This is a genomic window from Burkholderia pseudomultivorans (genome assembly GCF_001718415.1).
GTDB classification, from domain to species: domain Bacteria; phylum Pseudomonadota; class Gammaproteobacteria; order Burkholderiales; family Burkholderiaceae; genus Burkholderia; species Burkholderia pseudomultivorans_A.
This window is the reverse complement of record NZ_CP013378.1, coordinates 2,162,475-2,179,869: the sequence shown is the minus strand read 5'-3', so window position 1 is coordinate 2,179,869 and position 17,395 is coordinate 2,162,475. Positions and strand designations below refer to the sequence as shown.

13 protein-coding genes are annotated in these 17,395 nt (G+C 68.4%); 11 read left to right on the top strand and 2 right to left on the bottom strand.

Features of this window, described 5'->3' with window-relative positions:
* Positions 1 to 45: 45 nt before the first annotated feature.
* The gene (locus WS57_RS22385) at positions 46 to 1,293 is read right to left on the bottom strand and encodes an ABC transporter substrate-binding protein (protein ID WP_009692581.1); all 1,248 of its coding nucleotides are present in this window, start codon (positions 1,291 to 1,293) and stop codon (positions 46 to 48) included.
* 429 nt (positions 1,294 to 1,722) lie between these two features.
* On the opposite strand from WS57_RS22385, the gene zwf reads away from it, so the two are divergent.
* The 3 genes from zwf (at position 1,723) to WS57_RS22370 (ending at position 5,871) form a co-directional block, all read left to right on the top strand.
* Positions 1,723 to 3,192 carry a glucose-6-phosphate dehydrogenase gene (gene zwf, locus WS57_RS22380; RefSeq protein ID WP_059518006.1) on the top strand — a complete coding sequence of 490 codons (1,470 nt, stop codon included), beginning with the start codon at positions 1,723 to 1,725 and terminating at the stop codon, positions 3,190 to 3,192.
* Positions 3,193 to 3,284: 92 nt separating this feature from the next.
* Positions 3,285 to 3,965, top strand: coding sequence for a 6-phosphogluconolactonase (pgl, locus tag WS57_RS22375; RefSeq protein WP_059518008.1), 681 nt, complete (start codon positions 3,285 to 3,287; stop codon positions 3,963 to 3,965).
* A complete protein-coding gene (locus WS57_RS22370) occupies positions 3,943 to 5,871 on the top strand; it encodes a bifunctional transcriptional regulator/glucokinase (RefSeq protein ID WP_040126842.1) in 1,929 nt (642 codons plus the stop codon). The genes pgl and WS57_RS22370 overlap by 23 nt, the downstream gene beginning before the upstream one ends.
* Positions 5,872 to 6,018: 147 nt before the next feature.
* Here WS57_RS22370 and WS57_RS22365 read toward each other — a convergent pair whose 3' ends face one another.
* A complete protein-coding gene (locus tag WS57_RS22365) occupies positions 6,019 to 7,236 on the bottom strand; it encodes a Bcr/CflA family multidrug efflux MFS transporter (RefSeq protein WP_040126841.1) in 1,218 nt (405 codons plus the stop codon).
* Positions 7,237 to 7,438: 202 nt separating this feature from the next.
* Between WS57_RS22365 and WS57_RS22360 the strand changes: the two genes are divergently transcribed.
* From WS57_RS22360 to ribBA, 8 genes are all read left to right on the top strand, one after another.
* The gene (locus WS57_RS22360) at positions 7,439 to 7,906 is read left to right on the top strand and encodes a hypothetical protein (protein ID WP_059518010.1); all 468 of its coding nucleotides are present in this window, start codon (positions 7,439 to 7,441) and stop codon (positions 7,904 to 7,906) included.
* Positions 7,907 to 8,088: 182 nt separating this feature from the next.
* Positions 8,089 to 9,372, top strand: a complete 1,284-nt coding sequence (hemL, locus tag WS57_RS22355; RefSeq protein ID WP_059518012.1) for a glutamate-1-semialdehyde 2,1-aminomutase — start codon at positions 8,089 to 8,091, stop codon at positions 9,370 to 9,372.
* Positions 9,373 to 9,387: 15 nt separating this feature from the next.
* Complete coding sequence (ribD, locus tag WS57_RS22350) at positions 9,388 to 10,509, top strand: bifunctional diaminohydroxyphosphoribosylaminopyrimidine deaminase/5-amino-6-(5-phosphoribosylamino)uracil reductase RibD (protein ID WP_069244867.1); 1,122 nt, start codon at positions 9,388 to 9,390, stop codon at positions 10,507 to 10,509.
* 14 nt (positions 10,510 to 10,523) lie between these two features.
* Positions 10,524 to 11,159 carry a riboflavin synthase gene (locus WS57_RS22345; RefSeq protein ID WP_069244866.1) on the top strand — a complete coding sequence of 212 codons (636 nt, stop codon included), beginning with the start codon at positions 10,524 to 10,526 and terminating at the stop codon, positions 11,157 to 11,159.
* 698 nt (positions 11,160 to 11,857) lie between these two features.
* Positions 11,858 to 13,441 carry an isocitrate lyase gene (locus tag WS57_RS22340; protein WP_059518014.1) on the top strand — a complete coding sequence of 528 codons (1,584 nt, stop codon included), beginning with the start codon at positions 11,858 to 11,860 and terminating at the stop codon, positions 13,439 to 13,441.
* Between the two features lie 167 nt (positions 13,442 to 13,608).
* Complete coding sequence (locus tag WS57_RS22335; protein ID WP_069244865.1) at positions 13,609 to 15,390, top strand: alpha/beta fold hydrolase; 1,782 nt, start codon at positions 13,609 to 13,611, stop codon at positions 15,388 to 15,390.
* Positions 15,391 to 15,520: 130 nt separating this feature from the next.
* Complete coding sequence (locus WS57_RS22330; protein WP_009693893.1) at positions 15,521 to 16,039, top strand: DUF1993 domain-containing protein; 519 nt, start codon at positions 15,521 to 15,523, stop codon at positions 16,037 to 16,039.
* A 196-nt stretch (positions 16,040 to 16,235) separates the two neighbouring features.
* Positions 16,236 to 17,378, top strand: coding sequence for a bifunctional 3,4-dihydroxy-2-butanone-4-phosphate synthase/GTP cyclohydrolase II (gene ribBA / locus WS57_RS22325; RefSeq protein WP_040126835.1), 1,143 nt, complete (start codon positions 16,236 to 16,238; stop codon positions 17,376 to 17,378).
* Positions 17,379 to 17,395: the final 17 nt, after the last annotated feature.

Here is a 17,395-nt window from a genome sequence, read left to right as displayed (position 1 = left end):
AACGCCCGGCCGATCCAGCGCTGCCGGCCGGGCGCCTGTCGCGCGTTACTTCACCTTCGCGGCTCGCGCGAGCGCGGCGACCGCGCTCTTCGAATCCTGCTGCGAGTTCATGAACTTCGTGACGACGTCGGTGATCGCGCCGGCCGTTGCATCGCCCTGCGCCATCCCGTGCGCGAGCGACGGCACGTAGCCGCCCGACTTGATCGCGGTCTGCTCGTCGGCGTACGACTTCTTCGCGCAGTCGTCGTACTTGTCCATCTTCACGCCGAGGCGGACGGGGATCGAGCCCTTCAGCAGGCTGAACTGCTCCTGGAAGTCCGGCGTCATGATCGTCTTCGCGAGCGCGAGCTGGCCCGGCGTCGCGGCCTTCTGGCCCTTCTGCTGGAAGAACACGAACGAGTCGACGTTGAACGTATAGGCATTGGTCGTGCCCGGCACCGGCGCGCAGATGTAGTCCTTGCCCGCCTTCTTGCCCGCGTTCTCGAACTCGCCCTTCGCCCAGTCGCCCATGAACTGCATGCCAGCCTTGCCGTTGATCACCATCGCGGTCGCGAGGTTCCAGTCGCGGCCGTTGCGGCCCGCGTCGAAGTAGCCCTGGATCTTGCGCACCGTGTCGAACACCGACACCATCTGCGGCGACGTCAGCGTGGCCTGGTCGAGATCGACGAGCGCCTTCTTGTAGAAGGCCGGGCCCTGCGACAGCACGACGTCTTCCCACAGCGTCAGGTCCTGCCACGGCTGGCCGCCCATCGCGACCGGCTGGATGCCCGCGGCCTTCAGCTTGTCGGCGACCGCGAAGAACTCCGGCCAGGTGGTCGGCACCTTCGCGCCGACCTTGTCGAGCGCGGCCTTGTTGATGTACAGCCAGTTCACGCGGTGCACCGAGAACGGCGCGGCGACGTAGTGGCCCTTGTACTTCATGATCTTGTCGATTTCAGGCGGCAGGTTCTGCTTCCAGTCGCCCGCCACGGAATCGATGTTGACGAGCACGCCCTGGTCGGCCCAGTCCTGGATCAGCGGACCCTTGATCTGCGCGGCCGACGGTGCGTCGCCGCTGATCACCTTGGTCTTCAGCGCGGTCATCGCCGCCGCGCCGGCGCCGCCCGCGACCGCGAAGTCCTTCCAGACGTAGCCTTCCTTCTGCATGTCGTCCTTCAGCACGCCGACGGCCTTCGACTCGCCGCCCGAGGTCCACCAGTGCAGCACCGTCACATTCTCGGCCGCCTGCGCGGCCGCGGCGCCTGCCATCAGACCTGCGGCGCACAGCGCACCCATGATCGAGCGAACTTTCATTACCTATCTCCTCCAGACTGAATCAACTCGTGAAGTTCCCTCACCGGGAACGGCTTCTTGACGACGACGGGGAAATCGAGCCGCGAGACGCGTGTCGCGCACGGGGCCGATGACCGGCCGGGCTCTTACAGAAAGCGTGACTTGAGATTCAACTGCGTGTCTCCTCTTTGTGTTTCTGGCTCGCCGCGGTGCGGCACGAGCCCGGGGGCCGGCGGCGCGCGAACGATGCGCGCCGTCAATGTCCGATAACATTCGGCACAAGGCGTTCCCGGCGACGAAGCTCGCGCGTTGCATCGGCCGCGCTTCATTTTTTCTTCGTCCGGGTGCTACCCGTTTCGGCGAATTGTAGTTAAACTACAAATCAGTGTCAAAAATATTTTTATCGCACTACGGATCGCTTCCCAGCTACTTCAAACCGGGCGGAGACACATGCATACCGATTCCAGCTTCACCTTCGTACTTTTCGGCGGCACCGGCGATCTGTCGATGCGCAAGATCCTGCCCGCGCTGTTCGAAGCGCACCGCGCGCAGATGCTCGCGGAAGGCGGCCGGATCATCGCCGTCGCGCGACACGAATCGGATCGCGCCGGCTATCTCGAATGGGTCGACACGCATGTGAAGCCGCACGCGGCAAAGGCGGCCGGCAAGGCCTTCGACGAAGCCGCGTGGAAGTCCTTCCTCGATCGCATCGAATACGTGCAGCTCGATCTCGGCCGCGCGGAGGATTACGTCGTGCTGCGCGACGCGATCGCGTCGCTGCCCGGCATCCGCGTGTTCTACCTGGCGACGGGCCCGTCGCTCTTTGTGCCGATCTGCAAGGCGCTCGCGTCGGTCGGCCTGAACGAAGGCTCGCGCATCGTGCTCGAGAAGCCGCTCGGCTACGACCTGCGTTCGTCGACCGCGATCAACGACGCGGTCGGCGAGATCTTCGCGGAAGGCCAGATCTACCGGATCGACCACTACCTCGGCAAGGAACCGGTACAGAACCTGCTCGCGCTGCGCTTCGGCAATGCGCTGTTCGAGCCGCTGTGGCGCCGCGAATGGGTCGAGAGCATCCAGATCACGATCGCCGAGGAGCTCGGCGTCGAGGCGCGCGGCGATTTCTACGACAATACGGGCGCGCTGCGCGACATGGTGCAGAACCACCTGCTGCAACTGCTGTCGATCGTCGCGATGGAGCCGCCGCATTCGATGGACTCCGACTCGGTGCGCGACGAGAAGCTGCGCGTGCTGCGGGCGCTGAAGCCGGTCGATCCGCGCGACATCGGCAAGGTCGCGGTGCGCGGCCAGTATCATGCGGGCGTGATCAAGGGCGCGCAGGTGCCGGCCTACGCGACCGAGCCGGGCGTGAAGCCCGACAGCCAGACCGAGACCTTCGTCGCGCTGAAGGCCGAGATCGAGAACTGGCGCTGGGCCGGCGTGCCGTTTTTCCTGCGCACCGGCAAGCGGCTCGCGGACCGCGTCGCGGAGATCGTCGTCAACTTCCGTCCGGTGCCGCACTCGGCGCTCGGGCCGACCGCGCTGCGGCCCGGCTCGAACCGCCTCGTGATCCGCCTGCAGCCGAACGAGACGATCCGCCTGTACTGTCTCGCGAAGCAGCCCGGCGAAGGGATGAATCTTGCGAGCGTGCACCTCGACCTCGCGTTCGACCAGTTCTTCAAGGAAGGGCAGATGGAGGCGTACCAGCGCCTGCTGCTCGACGTGATCAACGGCCGTCTCGCGCTGTTCGTGCGGCGCGACGAGCAGGAAGCCGCGTGGCAGTGGGTCGAGCCGATCCTGAACGAATGGGCGCGCTCGCTGAAGCCGCCGAAGCCGTACGCGGCGGGGACGTGGGGGCCGGCCGCGGCGAGCGCGATGCTCGCGCAGCACGGCACGTGCTGGCTCGAGGAAGAGAACTGAGGTGTTGCCGCCGCGGCCGCGCGCCCGAACGCGCACGGCCGCACGCCCCACGATTCGTACGATTTGAACAGACAAAGCAGTCCGGAGGAGATGTGATCGAGATCCACGCTTTCGACACCCAGGAAGCGCAAAGCGAAGCGCTCGCGCGCGCCGTCGGCGACGCGCTGCGCACCGCGCTCGCCGGCCCCGCGCGGCCGACGCTCGCGGTGTCCGGCGGCACCAGCCCGCGCCCGTTCCTGCAAACGCTGTCGCACGCGGCGCTCGACTGGGCCGGCGTCGACGTCACGCTGGTCGACGACCGCTGGGTGCCGGAACATGACGCGGCCAGCAACGCGCAGCTCGTGCGCGACACGCTGCTGCAGCACGCGGCGGCCCCTGCCCGCTTCCTGCCGCTCGTCGACACGCGCACCACGCTCGACGCGCAGGTTGCCGCGCTGAACGCGAACCCCGACTATCGCGTGCCGGACGTCGCGGTGCTCGGCATGGGCGAGGACGGCCACACCGCGTCGATCTTCGCGGACGCGCCCGAATGGGATCACGCGATCGCGACGTCCGAGCGCTTCGTCGCGGTGCATCCGGGCGCCGCGCCGCACGCGCGCGTGAGCTACTCGCTCGATGCGCTCAAGCGCGTCCGGCACCTGTTCCTGCTGATCGCGGGCAGCCGCAAGCGCGACGTCCTCGACGCCGCGGCAGCCACGCTGCAGAAGAACGCGATTTCCCAACTGGCCAACGACAAGGGGACCAAGCTCGATGTCTACTGGTGCGCAAAGTAAGGCCGTCGTCGCGGGTCAGCATGCCGACGGCCCGCGCCTGCTCGCGGACGTCGGCGGCACCAACGCGCGCTTCGCGCTGGAGACCGGGCCGGGCGAGATCACGCAGATCCGCGTCTATCCCGGCGCCGACTATCCGACGATCACCGACGCGATCCGCAAGTATCTGAAGGACGTGAAGATCAGCCGCGTGAACCACGCGGCGATCGCGATCGCGAACCCGGTCGACGGCGACCAGGTCACGATGACCAATCACGACTGGAGCTTCTCGATCGAGGCGACGCGCCGCGCGCTCGGCTTCGACACGCTGCTGGTCGTCAACGATTTCACCGCGCTCGCGATGGCGCTGCCGGGCCTGACCGACGCGCAGCGCGTGCAGATCGGCGGCGGCACGCGCCGCCAGAACAGCGTGATCGGCCTGCTCGGGCCCGGCACCGGGCTCGGCGTCTCGGGGCTGATTCCCGCCGACGACCGCTGGATCGCGCTCGGCAGCGAAGGCGGCCACGCATCGTTCGCGCCGCAGGACGAGCGCGAGGATCTGGTGCTGCAGTACGCGCGCAAGAAGTTTCCGCACGTGTCGTTCGAGCGCGTGTGCGCGGGCCCCGGCATGGAGATCGTCTATCGCGCGCTCGCCGCGCGCGACAAGAAGCGCGTCGCCGCGACCGTCGACACGGCCGAGATCGTCGAGCGCGCGCATGCGGGCGACGCGCTCGCGCTCGAGGCGGTCGACTGCTTCTGCGCGATTCTCGGCACGTTCGCCGGCAATATCGCGGTGACGCTCGGCGCGCTCGGCGGCGTCTATATCGGCGGCGGCGTCGCGCTGAAACTCGGCGAGCTGTTCACGCGCTCGCCGTTCCGCGCGCGCTTCGAGGCGAAGGGCCGCTTCGAAGCGTATCTCGCGAACATCCCGACCTACCTGATCACGGCCGAGTATCCGGCCTTCCTCGGCGTGTCGGCGATCCTCGCGGAGCAGTTGTCGAACCGCTCCGGCGGCGCGTCTTCGGCCGTGTTCGAGCGGATCCGCCAGATGCGCGATGCGCTCACGCCGGCCGAGCGCCGCGTCGCCGATCTCGCGCTGAACCACCCGCGCTCGATCATCAACGACCCGATCGTCGACATCGCGCGCAAGGCCGACGTCAGCCAGCCGACCGTGATCCGCTTCTGCCGCTCGCTCGGCTGCCAGGGGCTGTCCGACTTCAAGCTGAAGCTCGCGACGGGCCTCACCGGCACGATTCCGATGAGCCACAGCCAGGTGCATCTCGGCGACACGGCCACCGACTTCGGCGCGAAGGTGCTCGACAACACGGTCTCCGCGATCCTGCAGCTGCGCGAGCACCTGAACTTCGAGCATGTCGAGAATGCGATCGAGACGCTCAACGGCGCGCGGCGCATCGAGTTCTACGGGCTCGGCAACTCGAACATCGTCGCGCAGGACGCGCACTACAAGTTCTTCCGCTTCGGGATCCCGACCATCGCGTACGGCGACCTGTACATGCAGGCCGCGTCGGCCGCGCTGCTCGGCAAGGGCGACGTGATCGTCGCGGTGTCGAAGTCCGGGCGCGCGCCCGAGCTGCTGCGCGTGCTCGACGTCGCGATGCAGGCCGGCGCCAAGGTGATCGCGATCACGTCGAGCAATACGCCGCTCGCGAAGCGCGCGACCGTCGCGCTCGAAACCGATCACATCGAGATGCGCGAATCGCAGCTGTCGATGATCTCGCGGATCCTGCATCTGCTGATGATCGACATCCTGGCGGTCGGCGTCGCGATCCGCCGCGCGTCGCCGAACGGCGAACTGTCCGAAGCGGTCGCGCAGGCGAAGGCGCGCGCGAGCGACGACGAAACCGCCGACGTGCTCGACTGGCTGAGCCACGGCGCATCGCCGGTGGTGAAGGACGTCACGCGCGACTGAGCACGCGGGCTCGGTTCGCATCGCACGCATGCCGCCGGGTGTCGCGCCCGGCGGCTTTTTTGTCGGCGGTGCGCGCCGCCAAATAAAACGCCACCGACGCATCGCGCACGGTGGCGTGTTTGCTTCGGCCAAGCGGCCGACGCCGGTTCAGGCGCCCGCTTTCACCGGCCGGCCGTGCCAGCGCAGCACGAGCACGCGCCCGACGAAACACAGCACGCCCGACACGCCGATCGTGACGCCCATCGCGAACGGCGTGCCGTCCGCGAGCGCACCGATCGCGACGCTCGCCAGCGCGCCGAGCGCGAGCTGCATCGCACCGAACACGGCCGCCGACGCGCCCGCGTTGTGCGGATAGCGATGCATCAGGTCGGTCGTGCAGTTCGCGGACAGGATCCCGACCACGCCGACCACGAAGAACAGGCACACGACGATCGACCACAGGCCGCCCCACCCCGTCAGCGCGACGAGCGCGACCGCGAGCGACGCGATGCAGCTCACCAGCGACGCGGCCGCGATGATCCGCAGCGAGCCGAGGCGGCCGACCAGCCGCGTGTTCGCGAAGTTGCCGATCATGATGCCGACGACGTTCAGCCCGAACAGCAGCCCGTAGTGCTGCGGCGACACGTGGAAATATTCGATGTACACGAACGGCGTCGCGGTGATGTACGAGAACATCGACGCGAACGCCATCCCGCCGCACAGCATGTGGCCCCACGCGACCGGATCGGACAGGATGCGCCCGTACGCCGCGAACGACGCGAGCACGGCCGCGCTCTTGCGCCGCTCCTTCGGCCAGGTCTCGGGCACGCGCAGGTACGCGGCCGCCGCGCACAGCGCGCCGAACGCGGCGAGCACGACGAACACGCCGCGCCAGCCGGCGAAACGCAGGATCTGGCCGCCGATCAGCGGCGCGAGCAGCGGGCCGACCGCGGTGACGATCGCGACCATCGACAGCACCTTCGCCGCGTCGGTCGGCTCGTGCGCGTCGCGCGCGATCGCGCGCGCGAGCACCGACGCCGCGCCCGCGCCGAGCGCCTGCAGGAAGCGCACGAGAATCAGCATGTCGATCGAGCCTGCGACGAAACAGCCGACGCTCGCGAGTGTAAACAGCGCGATGCCGCCGAGCAGCACGGGGCGGCGGCCCCAGGTGTCGGACAGCGGGCCGTACAGCAGCATGCCGATCGAGAAGCCGGCCATAAAGCTCGTCAGCGTGCGCTGCGCGGCGCCGGGGCTGACCGAGAAGCCGTCGGCGATCGACGGCAGGCTCGGCAGGTACATGTCGGTGGCGATCGGCCCGCAGGCGGCGAGCGCACCGAGCAACAGGATCAGCCGGGCATCGGGCCGGCGCCGGACAGCGTGTGACATGGGAATCCGGGGGTGAGGCCCGCGCGCATCGGGGCGCGCGTGGCGGTGAAGACGCGACGCGCCGTCCAAGGCGGCGCGATCAGGCTCATGATTGTACGCGCAACTTGTTTGCGCAACCGGTGCGGCACGCCGCACGCGATCGCGCGCGGATTCGATTAAGCTTGCTTCCCTTGTCTGAACAATCCGCCGCGCGAGCGAACCGATGACCGCCTTCCTGCTGATCTGGAGCCCCAAGAAATGGCCGTGGCCCGAACTGCCCGACGTCGCCGCGCGCGTGAAGGCCGGCGAGGCCGTGCACGACGTGTGGGGCTGCGGCTTCGCGCGCAGCATCCTGCCCGGCGACCGCGTGTTCCTGCATCGCGTCGCGAAGGAGCCGAAAGGCGTGTTCGGCTCGGGCTACGTGACGCGCGCGCCCTATGAAGTGCCCGATCCGACGACCAAACGCGGCTACCGGCTCTGCATCGACTTCGTGTACGACTGGCTCGTCGACGGCCATCAGGACGTCGTGATCCCGCGCGACGCGCTGCGCGTGCATCCGTATTCGGTACAGACCTGGGACGCGCAGACGTCCGGCACGTCGATCAAGCCGATGGTCGAAGGCCCGCTCGAGAAGCGCTGGGCCGAGCTGACCGGCGGCCGCCGCAAGCCGCCGCGACACACGCAGAAATAAACGGGTCGCATCAGCTTTTCCACGACGGCGCGAGTGGGCCGCCGGCCAATCCCGTACGCGCCGAAAGGCCGCAACCCCGCCCACGGGCCCGCCGCGCGCGTCTCCGGTACAATCGGACGATCGTTCCGCCCAGGCGCCGGCCCGTGCACAGGCCCCGCGCCGTTCTCTCGCAGGTTTCGCTCATGTCCAACAATCAGATCCTCTTCGAACGCGCCCAGAAGACCATTCCCGGCGGCGTCAATTCGCCGGTGCGCGCGTTCCGTTCGGTCGGCGGCACCCCGCGCTTCGTCGCGCGCGCGCAAGGCCCGTACTTCTGGGACGCCGACGGCAAGCAGTACATCGACTACATCGGCTCGTGGGGCCCGATGATCGTCGGCCACGTCCATCCGGACGTGCTCGACGCCGTGCAGAAGGTGCTCGCCGACGGCTTCTCGTTCGGTGCGCCGACCGAAGCCGAGATCGAGATCGCCGAGGAAATCTGCAAGCTCGTGCCGTCGATCGAGCAGGTGCGGATGGTGTCGAGCGGCACCGAGGCCACGATGAGCGCGCTGCGCCTCGCGCGCGGCTTCACGGGCCGCAGCCGGATCGTCAAGTTCGAGGGCTGCTACCACGGTCACGCGGACAGCCTGCTCGTGAAGGCAGGCTCGGGCCTGCTGACGTTCGGCAACCCGACCTCGGCCGGCGTGCCCGCCGACATCGCCAAGCACACGACCGTCCTCGAATACAACAACGTCGCCGCGCTCGAAGAAGCGTTCGGCGCGTTCGGCGACGAGATCGCCGCGGTGATCGTCGAGCCGGTCGCCGGCAACATGAACCTCGTGCGCGGCACGCCGGAATTCCTGAACGCGCTGCGCACGCTGTGCACGAAGCACGGCGCCGTGCTGATCTTCGACGAAGTGATGTGCGGCTTCCGCGTCGCGCTCGGCGGCGCGCAGGCGCACTACGGGATCGCAGCCGACCTCACCTGCCTCGGCAAGGTGATCGGCGGCGGGATGCCGGCTGCCGCGTTCGGCGGCCGCCGCGACATCATGGCCCACCTCGCGCCGCTCGGCGGCGTGTACCAGGCCGGCACGCTGTCGGGCAACCCGATCGCGGTCGCCGCCGGCCTGAAGACGCTGCAGCTGATCCAGGCGCCCGGCTTCTACGACGCGCTCACCGCGCAAACGAAACGCCTCGCCGACGGCCTCGCGGCCGAAGCGCGCGCGGCCGGCGTGCCGTTCGCGGCCGACTCGATCGGCGCGATGTTCGGCCTGTACTTCGCCGAGCGCGTGCCGACCAGCTTCGCCGAAGTCACGAAGAGCGACATCGAGCGCTTCAACCGCTTCTTCCACCTGATGCTCGACGAAGGCGTCTACTTCGCGCCGTCCGCGTACGAAGCCGGCTTCGTGTCGAGCACGCACGACGACGCGGTGATCGACGCGACGCTCGCGGCCGCGCGCCGCGCGTTCGCGGCACTCGCCGCCTGACCCGGGTCCGCGCGCATGTTCTCGGATATCGACTTCGCCCACATGCAGCGCGCGCTCGCGCTGGCGGCGCGCGGCATGTATACGACCACGCCGAACCCGCGCGTGGGCTGCGTGATCGTCAAGGGCGGCGACGTGATCGGCGAAGGCTACACGCAGCCGGCCGGCCACGATCACGCGGAAGTGCAGGCGCTGAAGGATGCGCGCGCGCGCGGCCACGACGTCGCGGGCTCGACCGTCTACGTGACGCTCGAGCCGTGCAGTCATTTCGGCCGCACGCCGCCGTGCGCGAACGCGCTGATCGAGGCGCGCGTCGCGAAGGTCGTCGCCGCGATGGAAGACCCGAATCCGCAGGTGTCGGGGCGCGGTCTCGGCATGTTGCGCGACGCGGGCATCGACGTGCGCTGCGGGCTGCTCGCGCATGAAGCGGGCGAGCTGAACATTGGCTTCGTGTCGCGCATGACGCGCGGCCGCCCGTGGGTGCGGATGAAGAGTGCCGCGACGCTCGACGGGCGCACCGCGCTGCCGTCCGGCGAAAGCCAGTGGATCACCGGCGACGCCGCGCGCCTCGACGGCCATGCATGGCGCGCGCGCGCGTGCGCGATCCTCACCGGCATCGGCACCGTACGCGAGGACAACCCGCTGCTGACCGTGCGCGGCATCGACACGCCGCGCCAGCCGCAGCGCGTGCTGGTCGACAGCCGGCTCGAGCTGCCGCTCGATGCGCGGCTGCTCGAAGGCGCGCCGCTGCTGATCTTCTGCGGCCAACTCGACGCCGCCGGCGAAGCGCGCGCGGCCGCACTGAAGGCGCGCGGCGCGGAGATCGTGCCGCTCGCGAACGCGCACGGCAAGGTCGACCTGCCCGCGATGCTGGCTACGCTCGGCGCGCGCGGCATCAACGAGCTGCATGTCGAGGCTGGCCACAAGCTGAACGGCTCGCTGCTGCGCGAGCAGTGCGTCGACGAACTGCTCGTCTATCTCGCGCCGAGCCTGCTCGGCGGCGACGCGGCCGGCATGTTCGACCTCGCCGCGCCGGCGAACCTCGACGCGCGCACGCGGCTCGTGTTTCACCAGATCGAGCGGATCGGCGACGATCTGCGGATCCTGGCGCGTTTTGCGCCGCCCCCCGCCACTCATTGAACGGAATCGTCACGATGTTTACCGGAATTGTCGCGGCCGTCGGCCGCATCGAATCGATCACGCCGCTCGGCGCTTCGCCCGAGGCGGGTGTGCGCCTGTCCGTGCAGGCCGGCGGACTCGACCTCGCCGACGTCGCGCTCGGCGACAGCATCGCGATCCAGGGCGCGTGCATGACTGTGATCGAAAAGACCGACGCCGCGTTCGACGTCGAGGTATCGCGCGAAAGCCTGAACCGCACGGTCGGCCTCGCCGAGCCGGGCGACGTCAATCTCGAGAAGGCGCTGCGCGCACACGACCGGCTCGGCGGCCATATCGTGTCGGGCCACGTCGACGGGCTCGGCACCGTGTCGTGCTTCGCGCCGGTCGGCGAATCGCACGAACTGCGCATCGTCGCGCCGCGCGAGCTCGGCCGCTATCTCGCGTACAAGGGCTCGATCACGGTCAACGGCGTGAGCCTGACCGTGAATTCGGTCGAGGATCTGGCGGACGGCTCCGAATTCTCGATCAACCTGATTCCGCATACGGTCGAGGTCACGACGCTGCGTCATCTGAAGGCCGGGGACAAGGTCAATCTCGAGGTCGACATGATTGCGCGGTATGTGGAGCGGATGCTGTCGACCGCACCCGATGGCGACAAGCCGTTGAAGTAACGCGGCGTTGGGCCGGACCGGGTCGTCTCGTTGCGATCGACCCCCGGTTGCGGGACGGCGTGCGTGACCGTATGCCGTCGTTTTCCGCGCCGCATATATATAGAGCGAGAGCGATCGGGCTTCCGGAAAGCGGCTTGCTCCGCCCGACCCGATCCCCCGGCCGCTGCCGCTCGCTTCCGCGCAGCCGCTGCCGTTCCCTGACTCCCGCGAAGGCCACAGCCGGCACTGCCGGCTGGCTCGCCTGACCTCACGCCGGTCAGGCTCCCCTCCTGCCTGTCGTTGCCCAGACCCGCCGCACCCGGGTTTGCATACCTCCCCTGCCGACGAGTCGACTCGCCGCGCGCCAGAACACCTGCCCGTCGAAACCCGCATCGACAGTCGCCCCTCGACGATCGTCGCGCAAAACCACGCTTGCCCCGCCCCGCCTTCAGCACCCGAAAGATCGTTTCACATTACGGAACCCTCTCCGGATTTCCGTCGCCCCGCGCCCGCGCCTTTTTTGGAAAGCCTGTTCCAAATCGCGACAGACTCGACCTATCTCGTTGAAAAATAAAGAACAAATTAGTCCTATGTCTTATATAAGACATTGCCGCGATGCATCGAAAAGCCCATACAATGCAGTCATGCAGTTCGCTGCGACAGACGTGGCGGTCCACTCGATCCGGTTCTCAAACACGCTTTCTTCTCAGGAGATTCACATGGCCCAGTATCAGGACGACATCAAGGCAATTGCCGCTTTGAAAGAAGCGCACGGCAGCGCATGGGATGCGATCAATCCCGAGTACGCCGCCCGCATGCGCGCACAGAACAAGTTCAAGACGGGCCTGGACATCGCCCGGTACACGGCCGGGATCATGCGCGCCGACATGGCCGCCTACGATGCGGATCCGTCCAAGTACACGCAATCGCTGGGCTGCTGGCACGGCTTCATCGGCCAGCAGAAGATGATCTCCATCAAGAAGCACTTCAACAGCACCGAGCGCCGTTATCTGTACCTGTCCGGCTGGATGGTCGCCGCGCTGCGCTCCGAGTTCGGCCCGCTGCCGGACCAGTCGATGCACGAAAAGACCGCCGTCAGCGCGCTGATCCGCGAGCTGTACACGTTCCTGCGCCAGGCCGACGCCCGTGAGCTGGGCGGCCTGTTCCGCGAGCTGGATGCCGCCGAAGGCGCTGCCGCCAAGGCCGCGATCCAGGAAAAGATCGACAACCACGTCACGCACGTCGTGCCGATCATCGCCGACATCGATGCGGGCTTCGGCAACGCCGAGGCGACCTACCTGCTGGCCAAGCAGTTCATCGAAGCGGGCGCATGCTGCATCCAGATCGAGAACCAGGTGTCCGACGAGAAGCAGTGCGGCCACCAGGACGGCAAGGTGACCGTGCCGCACGAGGACTTCCTCGCGAAGATCCGCGCGATCCGCTACGCGTTCCTGGAACTGGGCGTGGACGACGGCATCATCGTCGCCCGCACCGACTCGCTGGGCGCCGGCCTGACCAAGCAGATCGCCGTGACGCGCGAGCCGGGCGACCTCGGCGACCAGTACAACTCGTTCCTCGATTGCGACGAGATCTCGGCGGACGCGCTGGGCAACGGTGACGTCGTCATCAAGCGCGACGGCAAGCTGCTGCGTCCGAAGCGCCTGCCGAGCAACCTGTTCCAGTTCCGCGCCGGCACGGGCGAGGCACGCTGCGTGCTGGACTGCATCACCGCGCTGCAAAACGGTGCCGACCTGCTGTGGATCGAAACCGAAAAGCCGCACATCGCGCAGATCGGCGGCATGGTCAGCGAGATCCGCAAGGTCATCCCGAACGCGAAGCTCGTGTACAACAACAGCCCGTCGTTCAACTGGACGCTGAACTTCCGTCAGCAGGCCTATGACGCGATGAAGGCCGCGGGCAAGGATGTGTCGGCGTACGACCGCGCGCGGCTGATGAGCGTCGAATACGACGACTCCGAGCTGGCCGCGCTCGCCGACGAAAAGATCCGCACCTTCCAGGCCGATGCGTCGCGCGAAGCCGGGATCTTCCATCACCTGATCACGCTGCCGACGTACCACACGGCCGCACTGTCGACCGACAACCTGGCCAAGGAATACTTCGGCGATCAGGGCATGCTCGGTTACGTGGCCGGCGTGCAGCGCAAGGAAATCCGTCAGGGCATCGCGTGCGTCAAGCACCAGAACATGTCCGGCTCGGATATCGGCGACGACCACAAGGAATACTTCAGCGGCGAAGCAGCGCTGAAGGCGGCGGGCAAGGACAACACGATGAACCAGTTCTGATACCGGTCATCCGCTGCACGGAACGCCAACCTGTTCACACGGGTTGGCGTTTTTTTATCCGGCGGCGGCATGCGCTGAACGCGAGGCCGGCCCGCCCGGGCATCGACCGGAACTCGCGCCCGGCGCTTCCTGTCTATCGGCTTTCGCCGATCCGATCAGGAGCCTGCGTGACAGTCGCCCGCCCCGATTCCACGCAACCCCGCCGCTTCACCGTCGACGACCTGCTGTCGCTCGACGATTTCCAGCGCTACTACGGCCGCACCTGCGCGCTGTCGCCCGACGGCGGCTCGATCTGCTTCGCCGTCATCCGTCCGCTGGGCGACGCGCTGCGCTTCGACCGCCCCTACCTCGGCGGTCTCGATCGCGCCGAGCTCTATCTGTTCGTCTTTGCCGAGCGCACGCTGCGCCGGCTCGCGGGCGACGTGCGGACCGGACGCGCATGCGGGTCGCCGTCGTGGTCGCCCGACGGACGATGGATCGCCGCGGTCGCGCTGTCGGCCGACGACGACGCCGCGCACGCGGTGCTGATCGAGCCGGCGACGGCGGCCGTGACGCCGATCACGACCTCGCGCAGCCTCGACCTCTCCCCGCTCGATCGCGACGGCCCGTTCACCTGGCTCGCGGACGGCCGGGTCGCACTGCCGCTGCTGGCGCAAGGCGCCGCACCGATCGCGACGCACCTGCACCGCCGCCTGTTTACGAACGCGCGCCATGCGTGGGAAGCCAACGCGCTCGGCCGGCGGCCGACAGCCGATGTGCTCGACAGCCGGTCGTTCGCCAACGCGCCCGGCGAACGGACGCCCGACTGGTGGGCGTTCGACCCGGTCGCCGGCACGCTACGCGCGCTGTCGCCGGACGAATGCGCGCAGGCCGCGCTGTCGCGCGCGTCGCTGCCGGACGAAGCGCCGGCCGAGACCGACGCCGACGCCGCCGACGACACACAAACGCCGACCGCCGCCGACGGCGTACGCGTCGAACGCGTGCCGCCGGAACCGGACCGCCGATATGTCGCGTGCATCGAACACGGCCGCGACGCCACGCGGCTGGCGGTGCGGCTGGCCGACGCGCAAGACGACGCGACGGTCGTATTCGAAACGAACCGCCAGCTGGCCGGCATCGCGACCGGCACCGCGCACCGGCTTCCGTGTCGCGGCGTGGAACCGGGCCGCCCGCGCTTCGTCGACGTGCTGCTGCCGCCCGATTACGCGGACGCGCCGCTGCCCGCGGTCGTCTGGGTGTATCCACACGAGAAAACCGCGCGCCATCCGCACATGTTCCACGAACCGGACTGCCCGCTGCCGTTCAACCTCCAGCTGTTCGCCGCCCACGGCTTCGCCGTGATCGACGTCAACATGCGCAGCGTGCTCGGCGTCGATCCTGCATCGATGGCGGACAGGATGCTCGACGACGTTCGCGCGGCCGTCGACGCGGCGGCCGCCGCCGGATACGTCGATCGCGACCGGCTGCACCTGTACGGCCACAGCCTCGGCGGCTGGGCCGCGATGATGCTGCTCGCGCGCACGCCGATGTTCCGTTCGGGGATATCGAGCGCGGGCATCAGCGACGCGGCGGCGCTTTACGCGTCGCTCGATCCGCGTCTGCGCTACGAAACGGGCGACGACGAGCGCCCCGAGCGCTTCGCGCTGCTCGGCAAGACGCTCGCCGACAACAGCTGGCGCCTCGATGCGACCCCGTGGAGCCGCCCGGACGCCTATCACGCGCTCAGCCCGAGCCTGCACGCGGCGCGGATCACGACGCCGCTGCTGCTGATTCACGGCGATGCCGACTACGTGCCGCTCGAGCAAAGCGAACGGATGTTCGCAGCGCTCACGCATCTGAAGCGCGACGTGCGGCTGATCCGCTACTGGGGCGACGATCACGTGCCGCAATCGCCGGCCAACCTTGCGGACCGCCACCGACGGATGATCGACTGGCTGCGGCACGCATGAGCGCCGCGCCGACACCTGGCCGAACGGCCATCGACGCGCACGCGACACGCGGCCGCGCTAAGATGCGACGACAGCGGTTCCGGCGCCGCAACGCACGGCGCGCCGCCCTCTTCCACAAGGAGTCGTTCCCATGTCCATCTCGATGTACCAGGCCTCGCTGCCCGTGCTGATCCGTGGCCTGACCAACCTGCAGCACATCCTCGGCAAGGCGCAGGCACATGCGGCCGAAAAACAGATCGACCCGTCGGTGTTCGCCGGCGCGCGCCTCTATCCGGACATGCTGCCGCTCGTGCGCCAGGTGTACATCGCGACCGACACGGCCAAGGGCTGCGCCGCGCGGCTCGCCGGCGTCGAGATCCCGAGCTATCCCGACGTCGAGCAGACCTTCGACGAACTGCATGCGCGCATCCAGAAGACGATCGACTACCTGAAAAGCTTCGACGCCGCGCAGATCGACGGCAGCGAAGCGCGCCAGATCGTGCTCAAGATGCGCGTCGGCCCGATCGAATTCACCGGGCAGTCGTACCTGCTGAACTTCGTGCTGCCCAATTTCTTCTTCCACGTCACGACCGCGTACGACATCCTGCGTCACAACGGCGTCGAGCTCGGCAAGCTCGACTACCTCGGCGGCCGCAACGAGCACGCGTGATGCCCGGCCGGGCGCGGCCCGGCACCGCTGCCGCCTGCGCCCGCGTGCCGACGGCGCGCGCGGCAGCCGCGTCGAACCGGCCGCCCAGGCCGGCCGGAGCGCGTTCCGGCGCACTCGCGGGCCGTGCGCGGCCCGCGCCAGCCGAAACGCCGTCCGGCTAGCGTAAAATACGCACTTTCCTCTTTCTCGCCCCCTTATGACGCTCGCCTCCACGCCCGACATCATCGCCGAGCTCAAAGCCGGCCGGATGGTGATCCTCGTCGACGAAGAAGACCGCGAAAACGAAGGCGACCTCGTGATCGCCGCCGAATTCGTCACGCCGGAAGCGATCAACTTCATGGCCAGGTACGGCCGCGGGCTGATTTGTCTGACCTTGACGCAGGAACGCTGCAAGCAGCTGCAACTGCCGCTGATGACCTATCGCAACGGCACGCAGTACGGCACCGCGTTTACGGTCAGCATCGAAGCGGCCGAAGGCGTGACGACCGGCATCTCGGCCGCCGACCGCGCGCACACGATCGCCACGGCGGTCGCGCACGACGTGCGCCCCGAGCACATCGTGCAGCCGGGCCACGTGTTCCCGATCATGGCGCAGCCGGGCGGCGTGCTGGTGCGCGCCGGCCACACCGAAGCCGGCTGCGACTTCACGGCGCTCGCCGGCCTCACGCCGGCCGCGGTGATCTGCGAGATCATCAAGGACGACGGCACGATGGCGCGCCTGCCCGACCTGATCGAGTTCGCGCAGCAGCACGACCTGAAGATCGGCACGATCGCCGACCTGATCCATTACCGCAGCCGCACCGAATCGATCATCGAGCGGATCGCCGAGCGCACGATGCAGACGGCCCACGGCACGTTCCGCGCGGTGCTGTACCGCGACCAGCCGACCGGCTCGCCGCACATCGCGCTGGTGCGCGGCACGCCGGCGCCGGAGCTCGACACGCCGGTGCGCGTGCACGAGCCGCTGTCGGTGCTCGACCTGCTCGAAACGGGCGTGTCGACGCACTCGTGGACGCTCGACGCCGCGATGCGCGAGATCGCCGAACGCGATCTCGGCGTGATCGTGCTGCTCAACTGCGGCGACACGAAGGAACATCTGATCGACGTCTTCAAGGCGTTCGACGAGGAAGAGAAGGCCGCCGCGCTGAAGCGCCGGCCGGTCGATTTCAAGACGTTCGGCATCGGCGCGCAGATCCTGCGCGATGTCGGCGTCGGCAAGATGCAGGTGCTGTCGAATCCGCGCAAGCTGGGCAGCATGTCGGGCTACGGTCTCGAGGTCACGGGCTTCGTCCCGATGCCCGGCGCCGAAGCCAAGTCCTGCCCGGCGCCGCACGCGTAACCCGCCACGGCGCTTTC